Source organism: Nocardioides silvaticus (assembly GCF_003160695.1).
Classification (GTDB): Bacteria; Actinomycetota; Actinomycetes; order Propionibacteriales; family Nocardioidaceae; genus Nocardioides; species Nocardioides silvaticus.
In genome coordinates this window covers 95,603-110,461 of record NZ_QGDD01000001.1, presented here as the reverse complement: position 1 = coordinate 110,461, position 14,859 = coordinate 95,603, and the positions used below count along the sequence as shown (strand labels likewise).

The 14,859-nt window shown below is 71.8% G+C and carries 14 protein-coding genes; 8 read left to right on the top strand and 6 right to left on the bottom strand.

Annotation, left to right across the window (positions count from 1 at the left end):
* Window positions 1–43: 43 nt before the first annotated feature.
* Both DJ010_RS00550 and DJ010_RS00545 read right to left on the bottom strand, forming a co-directional pair.
* On the bottom strand, window positions 44–1,723 hold the full coding sequence (locus tag DJ010_RS00550) for a PP2C family protein-serine/threonine phosphatase (protein ID WP_146207204.1): 1,680 nt from the start codon (window positions 1,721–1,723) through the stop codon (window positions 44–46).
* Window positions 1,724–1,795: 72 nt separating this feature from the next.
* Complete coding sequence (locus DJ010_RS00545; protein WP_109691689.1) at window positions 1,796–3,772, bottom strand: FAD-dependent oxidoreductase; 1,977 nt, start codon at window positions 3,770–3,772, stop codon at window positions 1,796–1,798.
* 34 nt (window positions 3,773–3,806) lie between these two features.
* On the opposite strand from DJ010_RS00545, the gene DJ010_RS00540 reads away from it, so the two are divergent.
* Window positions 3,807–4,691 (top strand): TIGR03619 family F420-dependent LLM class oxidoreductase, encoded by an 885-nt coding sequence (locus DJ010_RS00540; protein ID WP_211318592.1) that lies wholly within the window; start codon window positions 3,807–3,809, stop codon window positions 4,689–4,691.
* On the opposite strand, the gene DJ010_RS00535 is transcribed toward DJ010_RS00540, so the two are convergent.
* The gene (locus DJ010_RS00535) at window positions 4,657–5,511 is read right to left on the bottom strand and encodes an SDR family oxidoreductase (RefSeq protein ID WP_109691688.1); all 855 of its coding nucleotides are present in this window, start codon (window positions 5,509–5,511) and stop codon (window positions 4,657–4,659) included. The genes DJ010_RS00540 and DJ010_RS00535 overlap by 35 nt on opposite strands.
* 83 nt (window positions 5,512–5,594) lie before the next feature.
* Here DJ010_RS00535 and DJ010_RS00530 point away from each other — a divergent pair, with 83 nt between their 5' ends.
* The 6 genes from DJ010_RS00530 (at window position 5,595) to DJ010_RS00505 (ending at window position 10,420) form a co-directional block, all read left to right on the top strand.
* Window positions 5,595–5,798 (top strand): (2Fe-2S)-binding protein, encoded by a 204-nt coding sequence (locus DJ010_RS00530; protein ID WP_109691687.1) that lies wholly within the window; start codon window positions 5,595–5,597, stop codon window positions 5,796–5,798.
* 52 nt (window positions 5,799–5,850) lie between these two features.
* Window positions 5,851–6,336 carry a bacterioferritin gene (gene bfr, locus DJ010_RS00525; RefSeq protein ID WP_109691686.1) on the top strand — a complete coding sequence of 162 codons (486 nt, stop codon included), beginning with the start codon at window positions 5,851–5,853 and terminating at the stop codon, window positions 6,334–6,336.
* 4 nt (window positions 6,337–6,340) lie between these two features.
* Complete coding sequence (locus DJ010_RS00520; protein WP_109691685.1) at window positions 6,341–6,982, top strand: LysE family translocator; 642 nt, start codon at window positions 6,341–6,343, stop codon at window positions 6,980–6,982.
* Complete coding sequence (locus DJ010_RS00515) at window positions 6,979–7,383, top strand: MmcQ/YjbR family DNA-binding protein (protein WP_109691684.1); 405 nt, start codon at window positions 6,979–6,981, stop codon at window positions 7,381–7,383. The genes DJ010_RS00520 and DJ010_RS00515 overlap by 4 nt, the downstream gene beginning before the upstream one ends.
* Before the next feature lie 132 nt (window positions 7,384–7,515).
* Window positions 7,516–9,663, top strand: a complete 2,148-nt coding sequence (locus tag DJ010_RS00510) for a DEAD/DEAH box helicase (RefSeq protein ID WP_342769455.1) — start codon at window positions 7,516–7,518, stop codon at window positions 9,661–9,663.
* A 22-nt stretch (window positions 9,664–9,685) separates the two neighbouring features.
* Complete coding sequence (locus tag DJ010_RS00505) at window positions 9,686–10,420, top strand: acyltransferase (protein WP_109691683.1); 735 nt, start codon at window positions 9,686–9,688, stop codon at window positions 10,418–10,420.
* Between the two features lie 4 nt (window positions 10,421–10,424).
* On the opposite strand, the gene DJ010_RS00500 is transcribed toward DJ010_RS00505, so the two are convergent.
* Window positions 10,425–10,898 (bottom strand): MarR family winged helix-turn-helix transcriptional regulator, encoded by a 474-nt coding sequence (locus tag DJ010_RS00500; protein ID WP_158282871.1) that lies wholly within the window; start codon window positions 10,896–10,898, stop codon window positions 10,425–10,427.
* A gap of 63 nt (window positions 10,899–10,961) precedes the next feature.
* Between DJ010_RS00500 and DJ010_RS00495 the strand changes: the two genes are divergently transcribed.
* Window positions 10,962–12,452 carry an MFS transporter gene (locus DJ010_RS00495; protein WP_211318591.1) on the top strand — a complete coding sequence of 497 codons (1,491 nt, stop codon included), beginning with the start codon at window positions 10,962–10,964 and terminating at the stop codon, window positions 12,450–12,452.
* 8 nt (window positions 12,453–12,460) lie between these two features.
* Here DJ010_RS00495 and egtD read toward each other — a convergent pair whose 3' ends face one another.
* Together egtD and egtB are read right to left on the bottom strand one after the other, a co-directional pair.
* Window positions 12,461–13,435: an L-histidine N(alpha)-methyltransferase gene (gene egtD / locus DJ010_RS00490; RefSeq protein ID WP_109691681.1), complete on the bottom strand. Its 975-nt coding sequence runs from the start codon at window positions 13,433–13,435 to the stop codon at window positions 12,461–12,463.
* Window positions 13,432–14,811, bottom strand: coding sequence for an ergothioneine biosynthesis protein EgtB (egtB, locus tag DJ010_RS00485; RefSeq protein WP_109691680.1), 1,380 nt, complete (start codon window positions 14,809–14,811; stop codon window positions 13,432–13,434). The genes egtD and egtB overlap by 4 nt, the downstream gene beginning before the upstream one ends.
* Window positions 14,812–14,859 lie beyond the last annotated feature (48 nt).

The window sequence follows — 14,859 nt, the reverse complement described above, 5'->3', positions numbered from 1 at the left end:
CGCTCGTAGGACTTGCCCTGCTCGCTGTAGGTCGGCACCCGGGTCAGGTACCCGAACCTCCCGGGGCGGAACCGGGGGCGCCGAGAGTGCTGCGACGCAGGGCGAGCACGGCGGTGTCGTCGGCCACCTCCTTGTCGTGCAGCGCGGCCAGGACCGACGTCACCAGGTCGGCCAGCGGCTCGTCGCGGTGCTCCTCCACGGCGTCGACCAGACGCTCCATGCCGACGTCGATGTCCTCGCCGCGGCGCTCGACAAGCCCGTCGGTGAACGCGAACAGCGTCGACCCGGGCGGCATGGTGACGGTGACGGACTCGTAGGTCGACTCGCCGACCCCGAGCGGCGGGCCGACCGGCATCGTGACGTAGTCGCTGCCGGCCTCCGTCATCAGCAGCGGCAGCGGGTGGCCGGCGTTGGCGACGACGACCTCGCCGGTGGCCCAGGTCCCGAGGCCGACGATGACGGTGACGATGTGCTCGTCGACCGCGATGTCGAACTGCGAGGAGCACTTCTCCAGAGCCTCGGCCGGTGTCTTGCCGTCGAGCAGGTAGGCGCGCAGGGTGAACCGGGCCCGCGCCATCTCGGCGACGGTGTCGACGCCCTTGCCGGAGACGTCGCCGACGACGAAGCCGAAGTGGTCCTCGCCGACGTCGACGATGCTGTACCAGTCGCCCCCGATCTCGATGCCCTTGGTGCCGGCGACGTACGACGAGGCGATCTCCAGCTCCGGGATGGTCGGGATCACGTGAGGAAGCAGGGCGCGCTGCAGCCGCAGGAACAGGGCCCGCTGCTCCTCGTAGAGCTCGTTGTTCTTCTCGTAGAGCCGGGTGATCGTCGCTGCGTCCTCCTCGGCGCGATTCCCTCGGTTGGACAGCGTGCGCGTGATGAGGGCGCTGGCAGCCGTCAGGACCAGGCCGCTCAGCAGCAGGATCAGCGGGAGCCACTTGCTCAGGCCGCTCCCGAGGTGCCGGTTGGGACGGGTGACCAGAGTCAGCACGGTGTCGCCGAACGCGATCGTCGTCCGCGCGGTCGATCCCTCGAGCGGTAGGTCGTCGAGCTCCACGCTGGTCGTCGTCAGGTCGTCGAGCCGGGTCTGGTCCCCGATGTAGATGGCGTAGTCGAGGTTCGAGAACGCCGAGTCGTCGTCCACCACGGAACGACGATCAGCCGGCAGCTCGCGCTCGATCTTGATGACGAAGCCCGTGTCCGGATCAGCTTGGGCGTAGACGAGCCGGACCCGGTCGCCGACCTCGACCTTCTCCACGACCGGCGTCGTCACGGCAAGAGCACGCAGGACGAGCTCCTCGGCCCGGGCGCCGTCGGGGTCGAGGGCGGGCTCGGAGCCCACGGTGCTGAGGCGGGTGAGCTCCTCTTCGCCACCTTCCTCGGCGCGCCACAGGGAGGCCGACGCGAACAGCGGGTCCTCGCTGATGTTGGCGGCGAACGTCCGACGGAAGACAGCGGGGTTCCCGTCCATGCCGGCGTTGGCCTGGACCTGCAGGCCTGTCGTCAGCGGCAGCTGGATGATCGCGATTGCGGTCGAGAGCACGGCCGCCGCCTGCTCGGTCTGCGTCTCGAGGAGTCGCTCTTCTGTCGAGCGGTCGACGCGATGGGCGACCACGGAGGACGCCGCGGTCAGCACCAGGCCGATCACCACCACCAGCGCGACCGCTCGGGTCGTCCGGTTGGCGCTGGCTCTCGAGGAGCCTGGGAACGACCGAGTCACGAGACCCCCTTCTTCGACGGCCGGTGGCTTGGCCGAACCGTAGACCGCCGGGACAGGGTGAGTCCCGCGATCTTAGAAAAGACTCTGCAGCACCCGCGCCGCCCCGCCGGTGGCTCCGCGGATCAGTCCGGGCCCGAGGTCGGCGTCGCCGACGGTGTGGACGGCGACGCCCGCCAGCCGCGCGACGATCGCGTCAGCCAGCGCGGGGGAGGGGACGACGGTGCCGGCGAGCACGACGGCGTCCGCGGGGAGCAGCCGGCTGGTGCCCCGGGCGGGGACGTAGCGCACGCCGTCGGAGCTGATCCTCTCGACGACGCACCCGACATGGACGGTGATGCCCAACCGGTCGATCCGGTCGAAGTGCTCCGTGCGCCGCTTCAGCCCGACCTCCGGGGCGATCTCGGAGCCGGCCTCCAACATCGCGACCAGCCGGCCGGCGCGGGCCAGCATCTCGGCGTACTCGAGAGCAGCCAACCGGCCGCCGACGACCACGACCCGCCGCCCGGAGGGCACGCGGTCGGGGTCGAGACCGCGCGACACGTGCGGCAGGTCGTCGCCGGGCACGGCCGGCAGGACGACCTCGCCGCCGGAGGCGACCACGACGGCGTCGGGCGCGAGTCCGGCGACGACCTCGGGAGTCGCCTCCGTCCCCGTCCGTACGTCGACCGCGGACCGGTCGACCTCGGCGAGCAGCCAGTCGAGGTAGGGCCGGTTCTCGGGGTGCACAGCCGAGGCCGCGACCAGCGCCCCGCCGAGGGCGGGCGATCGCTCGAGGAGCACGACCTGGTGGCCGGCGGCGGCGGCCCGCCACGCCGTCTCCATCCCGGCCGGACCACCACCGACGACGACCACGCGTCGCCCCGGCGCGTTCGGACGAGCCGGGTCGACGAGGTACGGCGCCGGCGAGGTCGGGACCACGAGCTCGCGCTCGTGCCCGGTCAGCGGGTTGACGGCGCACTCGGCGGCGAGCTTCTCCTCGAGCGTGTCGATGCAGTTCTCGCAGGAGATGCAGCGACGCACCCGCTCGGCCTCGCCCGCGGCGAGCTTGCGCGGGAGCTCGGGATCGGCCAGCAGCGGGCGTCCGAGCGCCACGAAGTCGGCCCGGCCGTCGGCGAGCACGGACTCGGCGAGGACGGGGTCGTGCAGACGGCCGACCGCGATCACCGGCACGTCGACGGCTTCCTTGACCGCGGCCGCGGCGCCGACGTTGAGGCCGTCGCCGTCGTCGGCGGCGTTGACCATCCGGGTGACGAGCCGGTCGATGACGCCGCCGCTGACGTGGAACGCGTCGACCCCGGCTTCGACGAGCAGCGGCGCGATCGAGGCGGTGTCGTGGACCGGCCGGCCGGCAGCCACCCGCTCGTAGCCGGAGATCCGCAGCGTGATCGGGAAGTCGGTACCGACCTCCGCCCGGATCGCGGCGAGCGCCTCGAGCACGACCCGGGCCCGCCCCTCGACCGACGTGCCGCGGTAGCGGTCGCCGCGCCGGTTGCGCTGGGGCGCCAGGAACGACCCGAGGAACATGTAGCCGTGCGCGGCGTGCAGCTCGATGCCGTCGTACCCGGCATCCCGCACCCGCACCGCCGCGGCCCGGAACTGGTCGAGGACGGTCGCGATCTGCTCCTTGGTGACCTCCGCCGACGGTCGCCCGGTGAGGTACGACGGGATCACGCTCGGGCCCAGCGACGTCACACCGTGCAGCTCGGGCCCGAGCCCGTCGGGACCGGCGTGCACGACCTGCGGCTGGATCCGGGCACCGTGCTCGTGCACCGCGGTGACCAGCTCCCGGTGCGCGGCGATGGCGTCGTCGGTGCCGATCTGGAGGCCGCCCGGAGTTTCGGGGTGCAGGGGGTCGATGCCGGTGGCCCCGACGGTGACCAGGCCGACGCCGCCGGCGGCGCGAGCTGCGAAGTAGGCGATCGTGCGCTCCGAGGGATGTCCTTCCGGGGTGCCGTACATCGTCTCCATCGGTGACATGACGATCCGGTTGCGGGTGGTCATGGCGCCGATCCGGCCGGGGGAGAGCAGGTGGCCGAACGGAGCAGACATAGAACATGTTCTACTCCACCCCTACGCTGGGCGCGTGGACTTCGCCATGGTGGCCGCCTACCAGCCCGTCGACCAGCTCGTCCCGCTCGCCCGCGCCGCGGAGCAGGCCGGCTTCCGCGCGTTCAGCCTCGCCGACCACGTCGTCGACCTCGAGGAGATCACCACGCCGTACCCCTACACACCCGACGGGCGGCGCCGGTGGAAGCCCGACGTGGACTGGCCGGACCCGTGGGTGACCGTCGGCGCGCTCGCCCAGGTCACCACCCGGCTGCAGTTCTTCACCTCCATCTACGTCGCGGCGATGCGCAACCCCTACGTGGTCGCCAAGGCGGTCGGCACGGCCGCGGCCCTGTCCGGCGGTCGGGTCGCGCTGGGTGTCGGCGTGGGGTGGAGCCGTGACGAGTTCGACCTGCTGGAGCAGGACTTCGGCACCCGCGGCCGGCGCACCGACGAGGCCCTCACGCTGATGAAGGAACTGTGGAGCCCGGGCTGGACCGAGTTCGACGGCGAGTTCTACTCCTGCCAGCGGCTGGTGATGAAGCCCGACCCGCCGGCGCCGATCCCGGTGTGGGTGGGTGGCATCTCCGACGTCGCCTACCGCCGGGCCGCGCGCCACGACGGCTGGGTCAGCGACATGTGCACCGTGGACGAGGCCGCGGAGGTGGCCACGAGGTTGGCCGCGCTGCGCGCGGACGCCGGCCGCGACCCGGAGGCGCCGTACGACGTCGTGGTCGCGCTGACCGACGCGCTCACGGTCGACGACTTCGCCCGCGCCGCGGCGGGCGGGGTGACGCTGGTGATGACGATGCCGTGGCTCTACTACTTCGGGCCCGGCGCGTCCCTTGAGCAGAAGCTCGAGGGGATCGCCCGGTTCCGGGAGGACGTCATGGTGCCGCTCGGAACTCCTTCATCCGCCTGAGGTAGCCGCGCAGCCGGCGCGCCGGGACCCCGCGCGGCCAGTCGTCGGCTCGGAACCACGCGTCGGAGCCGCCGTCGACGAACACCACGCTCCCGCACAGGAAGTCGGCGGCGTCCGACAGCATGAAGACCACCCAGTCGGCCAGCTGTCCGGGGTCGCCGAAGCCGCCGATCGGCACCGGGAACCGCCTGATCTGCTTGGCCTCGGCCGGTGTCGCGAGCTGCTGCTCCAGCAGCGGCGTCAGCACGGCGCCGGGCGCGATCGCGTTGAGACGGATCCCGGCACCCGCCCACTCCTTCGTGACCGCCGTACGACGGACCCAGCGGCTGATCGCGATCTTGCTGGCTGCGTAGGCGAAGGTCGGCGCCTGCTTGCCGAAGACGCGGAGCGTCCTGAGCACCCGCTCGATGTCGCCCTCGAGGAACCCGCGCACGGCGCGTCCCGGCACCATCGGGACGGTCGAGCTGGAGTTGCTCGAGAACACGACGACCTTCGCCGCGTCGGCAGCCGCGAGGGCCGGGCGCCAGGCCTCGAGGAGGTCGACCACGCCGAAGTAGTTGACCTCGGCGATGAGGCGCGGCCGGTCGCGACCGGGCGCCGGGCCGAGTCCGGCGGCGAGGACCGCCCCGTCGAGCCTGCCTCCGCAGCGCTCGAGCACCGCCGTCGCCGCGGCCCGCCTCCCGGCGGGGGTCGACAGGTCCGCGCGGACCGTCGCCTCGGCGATGTCGACGGTGATGACGGTGTGTCCGCCGGCGGCCAGCTTGTCGGCGACGGCGCGGCCCATCCCGCTGGCGGCGCCGGTCACGGCGTAGGTGCTCACGACCGTGAGACTAGAACACGTTCCTGTTCGTGTGACGGGACCCACCTTCCCGCAACAGGGAAGGTGAGGTTAACCTTACTTTCGTGATCGTCTGCCAGTGCCGGGTCGTCAGCGACAGCGCGGTCGACCGCGCCCTCGCTGATGGAGCGCGCACGGTCGGCGCGGTCTGCCGGACGACCGGTGCCGCCCAGGACTGCGGGTCGTGCATCTTCACCGTCAAGGCGCTCGTGTGCCAGCACCACGAGCGGGAGGACGCGCTCCTGGCCGCCGACGGGGCAGCCAGCTGATTCGCTGCTGAGTCTGGCCTTAGCCGGGGGGCCGGATGACACGATCGGGGCCATGCAGCCAGCCAGCCCCCGGATCGTCGAGCTCTTCAACGACGCGCTCACCTTCGAGCTGACCGTCACCAACACCTACTTCCTGCACGCCCGCATGCTCGACAACTGGGGGCTGACCAGGCTCGGCAAGGTCTTCTACGACCTCTCCATCGACGAGATGAAGGACGCCGACGACCTGATCAACCGGATCCTGATGTTCGACGGCCACCCGAACGTGCAGAAGCTCAACGCCATCACCGTCGGCGAGACCGCCGAGGAGATGCTGAGGCTGGCGCTCGAGAGCGAGAAGGCTGCGGTCGCCCAGTTCAACGCGTCCGCCAAGGAGTGTCACGACCTCGGCGACCACGGTTCCGCCGCCGTCTTCGAGGAGATGGTCCGCGACGAGGAGAAGCACGCCGACTGGTTCGAGAGCCAGCTCGACGCGATCGAGCGGGTCGGCGTGCAGCAATATCTCGCTACCCAGATCGAGGCCGGTCAGGCACCCTAGTCGGGTGCCGTCGTCCAGCCAGTGGCTCGCGTTCGTCGTCGCCTCGATCCTCTTCATCCAGGTGCCGGGACCGAGCCTGCTCTTCACGATCGGACGCGCGTTGACCGTCGGCCGGCGTGACGCCCTGCTCTCCGTGGTCGGCAACGGGCTCGGGCTGATGGCCCAGGTGCTCCTCGTCGCCGTCGGCCTCGGCGCGGTCGTGGCCGCCTCGGCGACGGCCTACACCGTCATCAAGCTCGTCGGCGCCGCCTACGTCATCTACCTCGGCGTGCAGGCGATCCGGCACCGCAAGGACGCCCGGCTCGCGCTCGAGCGCGCCGCCGACGACCTCCCGGTCCGGTCCACCGCGTTGGCCTCCGTGCGCACCGGCGTCATCGTCGGCGCCACCAACCCCAAGACGATCGTGTTCTTCGTGGCGTTCCTGCCGCAGTTCACCAACGAGGCGGCCGGCAGCGCGGGCGTCGCGCTCGCCCTGCTCGGCCTGGTGTTCGGCGCGATGGCGATCGCGAGCGACAGCGTCTGGGCGCTGGCGGCGGGGAAGGCACGCGACTGGTTCTCGCGACGCCCGCACCGGCTCGACCGGCTCGGCACCGCCGGGGGAGTGATGATGGTCGGCCTCGGCACGACGATGGCGGTCGCCGAGTGACCCACCCGCCGATGTTCAGCGACGACGATCCGGTGCTGGTGCGGCTGCGCGACGTCTGCCGGGCGCTGCCGGGCGTCGAGGAGCGGGTCTCCCACGGCCGGCCGACGTTCCGGGCCGGCAAGATCTTCGCGGTCTACGGCGGCTCGGAGAAGCTGAGCCCGGGCAACCACCGGCAGGTCCCCAGCGCGCTCATCTTCACCCCCGACCCGGTCGACCTGCCCGCGATCGAGGAGGACGAGCGGTTCTTCGTGCCGGCCTACTACGGGCCGTACGGCGGCCGCGCGCTCGACCTGGCCGACCCCGGGGTCGACTGGGCAGAGGTCGCCGAGCTGGTCGACGCGTCGTACCGGCGGGTGGCGCCGAAGCGCCTGCTCGCCGAGCTCGACGCCCGCGACGGCTGAGCCCGGGCGCTGCTAAGATTGACCTGCCGCAGGACACCGGCCCTCTGAGTGCCCGGCCCGCGGCCCTGCGGACCGCAGTCCGCGACCTCACCTGTCGATCGACAGACGATCGGCACGAACGTAGGGACATCAGTGGCTCGAGGAAGCCAGCGCAGACCTGCGCAGAACAACCGCCGCGGCGGCACCAAGACCGCACGACGCGACGAGACCGGGATCATCCCTGTCCTCGCACGGGTCGTGCGTGAGGTCGAGGCGGCCGTCGCCCGCCGCTCCGCGATGCCGGACGTGCGCACCAAGTACCAGGTCGTCGCCCTGCTCGCCCGCGAGGAGCGGATCCGGGTCAAGGCCGACGAGTCGATCTCCGACGCCAAGCGCGGCGAGGAGCTGAAGCGGCTCGACGGGATCGCGACGATCCTCGCCCAGACCGCCGCCGCCGACCCGCGGCTGTTCGACCTGCTCGCCGAGGACGCCGAGGTCTCGGAGTCGGCCGAGGAGCTCAAGCGCGAGCTCCAGCGCCGGGCCGGCTACGACGTACCGGATCCCGAGCCCGAGCCGGCCCTCGACCCCGATGCCGTGCTCGCCGAGCGGCGCGCGATCCCACAGTCGGTGATCGCTCGCCAGCTGGCCAACCCCTTCCTCGTGCCGGACTTCGACGCCGCGACCCCGGCCCGCAAGCCCAGCGGCCGGCTCGCGACGTGGGAGCTCCTCGGGCCGCTGTTCCGGTCCTTCGAGGACACCACGCCCGGGGCACCGGTGTGCATGGAGCTGCCCGAGCCGGAGGAAGCGGGCCTCATCATGCTGCCCCCGGGACGCGAGCTGATGGCCCACCAGGCGCGGATGGTCGAGGCGGCCGCCGAAGGCCACCGCACGTTCCTGCTCGCCGACGAGCCCGGTCTCGGCAAGACCGCCCAGGCGCTGCTCGCCGCCCAGGTCGCCGGCGCCTACCCGCTGCTGGTGGCGGTGCCCAACGTCGTCAAGACCAACTGGGCCCGTGAGGTCGAGATCTGGACGCCCAGCCGGCGCGCCACCGTGCTCCACGGCGACGCGATGGACGTCGACGGCTTCGCCGACGTGTTCGTGGTCAACTACGAGATCCTCGACCGCCACCTCGGCTGGCTCGGCCAGCACGGCTTCCGCGGGATGATCGTCGACGAGGCGCACTACATCAAGAACAAGACCTCCCAGCGCTCGCAGAACGTGCTCGAGCTCGCCGAGCGGATCCGCAAGCGGGTGCCGCGGCCGCTGCTGATGGCGCTGACCGGCACCCCGCTCATCAACGACATCGAGGACTTCCGCGCGATCTGGCAGTTCCTCGGCTGGATCGACGACAAGAAGCCGCTCGGCGAGCTGATGGCCGAGCTCGACGAGACCGGGCTGACCCCGGCAGACCGCTCCTTCTACCCGGTCGCGCGGCAGATCGTCGTCGACATGGGCATCGTGCGTCGGCGCAAGGTCGACGTGGCCTCCGACATCCCGGCCCGCCGGATCGCCGACGTGCCGGTCGAGCTCGAGGGCGAGGCCGGCCGGTCGATCCGCAAGGCGGAGGAGGACCTGGCCCGCCGTCTCGTCGAGCGCTACGACCGCGCCCTGGAGACCCGGCGCAACCAGTCGTTGGTCGAGGGCATCGACCACGACCTGGTGCGTCTGGTCGCCATCTGGGAGCGCGAGGACATCTCGACGGAGTCGGGGGAGAACGTCTTCGGGATGCTGCGCCGGATCGGTCAGGCCAAGGCCGGGCTGGCCGCCGACTACGCCGCCCAGCTCGCCCGCAACGCCGGCAAGGTCGTGTTCTTCGCCAAGCACATCGACGTCATGGACATCGCGGAGGAGACGTTCGCGGCCCGCGGCATCGGCTCGGTCTCGATCCGCGGCGACCAGAGCAAGTCGGCACGGGAGAAGGCCATCGACTCCTTCACCAACGACCCGGACGTGCAGATCATCGTCTGCTCGCTGACCGCCGCGGGTGTCGGCATCAACCTGCAGGTGGCCTCCAACCTGGTGCTCGCCGAGCTGTCGTGGACCGACGCCGAGCAGACCCAGGCGATCGACCGGGTGCACCGGATCGGCCAGACCGAACCGGTCACCGCGTGGCGGGTCATCGCGACCCAGACCATCGACACCCGGGTCGCCGAGCTCATCGGCAGCAAGGCCGGGCTGGCCGCGCGCGCCCTCGACGCCGAGGTCCAGGAGGGTGACGGCGGCTTCGACCTGCAGCTGGAGGCGCTGGTGGGCCTGCTCACCGCCGCGCTCGAGAAGCGGGAAGCCGCCGCCCTCTTCTGACGATTGGTGCACACTGTCCGGCATGCCGTGGACCCGTTCGTCGGCGCTCGCCGACGAGCACCGCGCCCGCCTGGTCGCCGCAGGGGTCGACGCCGACATCCTCGCGGACACGCCGGTGCGCCTGGTCACCGGACCGCTGCCCGCCTGGTGGCACGAGCGGGGCAACGCGCTCTACCTCGGTGACGGCGTCGCCTCCGTCGACCTGCCGGGCAAGCTCGTCGACACGCTGACCTACTACGAGTTCTCCGACGTGCTCATCGTCGCCGCCAGCCCGTGCAACAACATGGCCTCGCTGCTGGTGGGCGGGGACGGCGCAACGGTGTTCCTCGGCCCGCGCAGCGCGTTCACCGGGTCCGAGATCTACTGCGGCGCCCACTCGACGATCGTCCTCAACGCCGAGACCATCGCGACCCGGTGCGCGATCGTCGATGCCCGCAACGGCGGGACGATCATCGCGGGCGCCGACCAGCTGTGGGCGGCGAACGTCTATGTCGCGACCGACGACATGCACCGGCTCGAGGACGCGGCGACCGGCATGCGGATCAACCCGTACGGCGCGCACGTCCGGCTCGGCAGCCACGTCTGGCTCGGGCGCGAGGCGATCGTCACGGGCCACTGCGAGATCGGCGACGGCGCCGTGGTCGGGACCCGGGCGATGGTGCGCGGCCAGAAGGTGCCCCCGAGCACGGCGGTGGCCGGCTGCCCGGCCCGGGTGATCCGCGAGGACGTCCGCTGGTCCGCCGAGGACACCCCCTAGCGCGCTAGCGGGTGCTGTCGACCGCCGGCCGGTCGGCGTTCGCCTGCGCCCGGTCGAAGGCGTCGTTGAGCGCACGGAGGTCGGCCACCACCCGGCCGGCGACGTCCGCCCCGAGCTCGGCCAGCGCCGCGCGCATCACCGCGGCCCGGAGCCCGGCGTCGTGCCGGTAGGCCTCCTCGCCTTCCGGCGTGGCCCGCACCAGCAGGGCCGTCCGCTCCTCGCTCGGGAAGCGCTCGACCAGGCCGCGATCGATCGCGGCGTGCACCTGCCGGTTGATCGTCGACTGCTCGAGCTGGAGCTGCTCGGCGATCTCCTTGAGCGTCGAGGGGCCGGACTCGACGAGCAGCCAGAGGATCTTGAACGCCGAGTTCTCCAGCTGGGCGTCGCGGTAGGTCGTCAGCCGGCGGCGACCGAGCCGGATCAGCTCGTCACCGAGCGCGCGCAGGAGCGCGTCGTCGATGTCGTCGGGAGCGGCCACGATCTCGAGGATAGAGCCCAGCGATTAGTTGTCGAAGACAAGCATATGTAGGATGCACAGGCCGTGGACCAGGAGGAGCAGACCGTGCAGCAGAGCGCCGAACCCGTCGAGATCGCCCGCAACCCGTTGCTGGCGGTCGCCGCGCTCTGCTTCGGGGGCCTCGCGGCCGCGACCACGCAGACGATGGTGATCCCGATCCAGAGCGAGCTGCCGAGGCTGCTCGACGCTGCGCCGAGCGACACCGCCTGGGTGATCACGGTGACGTTGCTCGCGGGGGCGGTGTCGATGCCGGTGGCGGGCCGGGTGGCCGACCTGGTCGGCAAGCAGCGGGTGCTCGTGGCCAACGCCGCCACCCTCCTCGTCGGATCCCTGGTCTGCGCCCTGTCGGACTCGCTGGTGCCCATGCTCGCCGGCCGTACGCTCCAGGGGCTGGCGATGGGCTTCATCCCGGTCGCGATCTCGCTGATCCGCGAGATCGTGCCGCCGAAGATGGCCGCGACCTCGGTCGCGGCGATGAGCGCGACCCTCGGTGTCGGCGGTGCGATCGGCCTTCCGCTGGCCGCCTGGATCGCCGACAGCGGCCACTGGCACGGGCTGTTCTGGATCGCCGCCGGTCTCGCCGCCGCCGTGGTGGTGCTGATCGGGATCGCCGTCCCCCACGTGCACGACGGTCATCCCGGCCGCCTCGACCTGGCCGGCACGCTCGGGCTCGCCGTCGGCCTGGTGAGCCTGCTGGTCGGCGTCTCGAAGGGCAACTCGTGGGGCTGGACCGACCCTCGCACCCTCGGTGCCGTCGCTGCAGGCCTGCTCGTGCTGGTCGTGTGGGGGGCGTTCGAGCTGCGCTGCAGCGACCCGCTGGTCGACCTGCGCACGACCGCTCAGCGGCCGGTCCTGCTCACCAACATCGCGGCGGTCGCGATCGGCTTCGGCATGATGGCGCAGGCGATCGTCCTGCCGCAGCTGCTGCAGGCCCCGCCCGAGACCGGCTACGGCCTCGGCCAGACGATCCTCGAGGCCGGGCTCTGGATGGCGCCGGGCGGCATCGTCATGATGCTGCTCTCGCCGGTGTCCGGTGCCTTGATCGGCCGGGTGGGCGCCAAGGCGACCCTGATGGCCGGCGGGGCCGTGCTCGGTGCCGCCTACCTCGTCAGCCTGCTGCTCATGGGTGCGGCGTGGCAGCTGACGCTCGCCGGCTGCCTGGCGTCGGCCGGCGTCGGCATCGGGTACGCCGCGATGCCGACGCTGATCCTCGACGCCGCCCCGCCCCGGGAGGCCGCGGCGGCCGTCGGACTGAACGCGCTGATGCGCTCGGTCGGAACCACGCTGGCGGCCGCCGTCATGGGCACCGTGCTGACCAGCGACACGATCGCCCTCGGCCCCGTCGAGCTGCCGAGCGAGCACGCGTTCCAGATGTGCTTCGTCGTCGCCGCGTTCGCGGCGTTCGTGGGGGTCGCGATCGCCGCCACGATCCCGCGCCGCGTGTCGGACCCGGACGGCGCGGGCCCGCTCGCCGCGGCGGGTGCCACGGTCGAGGGCTCCGGCGCCGCACGCTGACCGGGTCGCTAGCTCGTCTTCCGGGCCAGCGTGACCGCGAAGCTGTCGGTGGGATCGGTCCACGTCCGGGCGACGCGGAGGCCGACCGCCTCGAGCTCCTTGCGCAGCCCCTCCGGGGTGAACTTCGTCGAGATCTCGACCCGGATCTCCTCGCCCGAGGCCAGGTCGAGCTCGATGCCGGCGCCGGGGAGGGCGACGTGCTGTGGCATCTCGGCGCGAAGCCGCAGGTCCATCCGCTGCATCCGGCGGTCCCAGAACGGCACGTAGGAGAACGCGTCCGGGTCGAAGTCGGCGCCGAGCTCGCGGTTGAGGACGTGCAGGCTGTTCTTCACGAAGGCCTCGGTGACGCCCCCGGGGTCGTCGTACGCGGTGATCAGCCGGTCCGCCTCCTTGACCAGGTCGGTGCCGAGCAGGAGCTCGTCGTCGTCGGCCATGGAGTCGGCGAGCGCGCCGAGGAACGCGGCACGCTCCTCGACGTAGAGGTTGCCGATCGTGCCGCCGAGGAACGCGATGAGCTTGCGCCCGTAGCGTGCGAGATGCCCCAGGTGCAGCGTGAAGTCGCCGACGACGGCCTCCACCGACGTCGTCGGGTAGCGCGCTGCCAGCATGTCGGCCGCCTCCCGGAGCGTCTCCTCGGAGACGTCCACCGGCACGAACCGCTCGAGGTGCCCGGCATCCGCGTAGGCGTCCAGCAGCAGGCGGGTCTTGTCGCTGGTGCCGCTGCCGAGCTCGACGACCGTCGTCGCGTGCGACGTGGCGGCGATCTCCGCGGCCGCCTCGCGGAGGATGGTCCGCTCGCACTCGGTGGGGTAGTACTCCGGCAACCGGGTGATCTCGTCGAAGAGCCGGGAGCCGGCCTCGTCGTACAGCCATTTCGGCGGCAGTGTGCGCGGCTGGGACCCGAGCCCGCGGCGGACGTCCTGCACCAGTCCGCTCGCCGCCCAGTCGGCGGCGAGCAGGATGTCGACCTTGGGGGCGTTCACGCGGCCGCCCCCGCTCCGTCGTCGGCGAGCCGGACCCCGGAGAGCGCCCAGCGCGACTGGTGCGGGAAGAAGTTGCGGTACGTCGCCCGCGCGTGGCCGGCCGGCGTCAGGGCGCAGCCGCCCCGCAGCACCATCTGGTTGCTCATGAACTTTCCGTTGTACTCGCCGATCGCGCCTGCGGGCGGGTGGAAGCCGGGGTAGGGGTGGTAGGCCGAGGACGTCCACTCCCAGCAGTCGCCGAACACCTGCCGCAGCCCGCCGTCAGCGGGCCCTGCGGCCTCGGGGTGCCAGCTCGTGCTGTTGGCGAGGTTGCCGGTGACGCTGCTGCTGGTCGAGCCGTCCCCGGTGGTCGAGCCGTCCCCGGTGGTCGAGCCGTCCCCGGTGGTCGAGCCGTCCCCGGTGGTCGAGCCTGTCGAGACCACTGCGTGCTCCCACTCCGCCTCGCTGGGCAGCCGCTTTCCGGCCCAGGTGGCATAGGCCTCTGCCTCGTAGAAGCTGACGTGGCTGACCGGGAGGCCCGGGTTGACCGGCCAGGTGCCGTGGAGGGTGTGCTCGAACCACACGCCGTCGACCTCGGTCCAGTAGAACGGCGCCGCCCAGCCCTCCGTCTGGATCCTGGTCCAGCCGTCGGAGAGCCAGAGCTCGTGACGGCGGTAGCCGCCGTCGGCCATGAAGTCGAGCCACTCGCCGTTGGTCACGAGCCGGTCGGCGATCCGGAACGGCCGCAGCCACTGCTCGTGACGGGGCAGCTCGTTGTCGAAGCAGAACCCGTCGCCCTCGTGGCCGACCTCGACCAGGCCGCCGTCGACCTCGACCCATCCCATCGTGTCGGGCGTCGACTGCGGGGGCGGGCTGCCGGCGTAGGCGGGCTGGAGGGGGTTGCGGGACAGGACGTGCTTGATATCCATCAGCAGCAGCTCCTGGTGCTGCTGCTCGTGGTGGAAGCCGAGCTCGATGGTGTCCGCCAGCTTCGTCAGCGTGCCCTCGTCGAGCCGGTCGATCAGGTCACGCATCCGGTCGTCGACGTTGCTGCGGTAGCAGCCGACGTCGTGGGCGCCCGGTCGGCTGACCAGTCCGCGGTCGGGGCGGCTGTAGCGCGGGCCGATGCCCTCGTAGTAGCTGTTGAAGAGGAACCAGTACTTGTCCTGGAAGGGCGCGAACTCCGGTTCGTTGTCCGCGAGCACGAAGGTCTCGAAGAACCACGTCACGTGCGCGCGGTGCCACTTGGTGGGAGAGACGTCGGGCATCGACTGGACCGTCTGGTCCTCGGGTGAGAGCGGCGCGGCCAGCGTCTCGGTGTAGGCGCGCACCTCGTCGTACCTCTGGTGGAGGGTGGTGGGGTCCCAGCCAAGCCCCGGTTCGATCGTGCTGGTCATGCGAGCACCTCGCTTCTCGTCGGTCCAGCCACCGTAGAGGTCGTCACC

What these genes read in the sequence shown, in the direction of transcription:
- DJ010_RS00505 (WP_109691683.1), top strand. Translation starts at nt 9,686, where the DNA reads ATGCCGTGGACCCGTTCGTCGGCGCTCGCCGACGAGCACCGCGCCCGC.
- bfr (WP_109691686.1), top strand. Translation starts at nt 5,851, where the DNA reads ATGCAGCCAGCCAGCCCCCGGATCGTCGAGCTCTTCAACGACGCGCTC.
- egtB (WP_109691680.1), bottom strand. Translation starts at nt 14,811, where the DNA reads ATGACCAGCACGATCGAACCGGGGCTTGGCTGGGACCCCACCACCCTC.
- DJ010_RS00545 (WP_109691689.1), bottom strand. Translation starts at nt 3,772, where the DNA reads ATGTCTGCTCCGTTCGGCCACCTGCTCTCCCCCGGCCGGATCGGCGCC.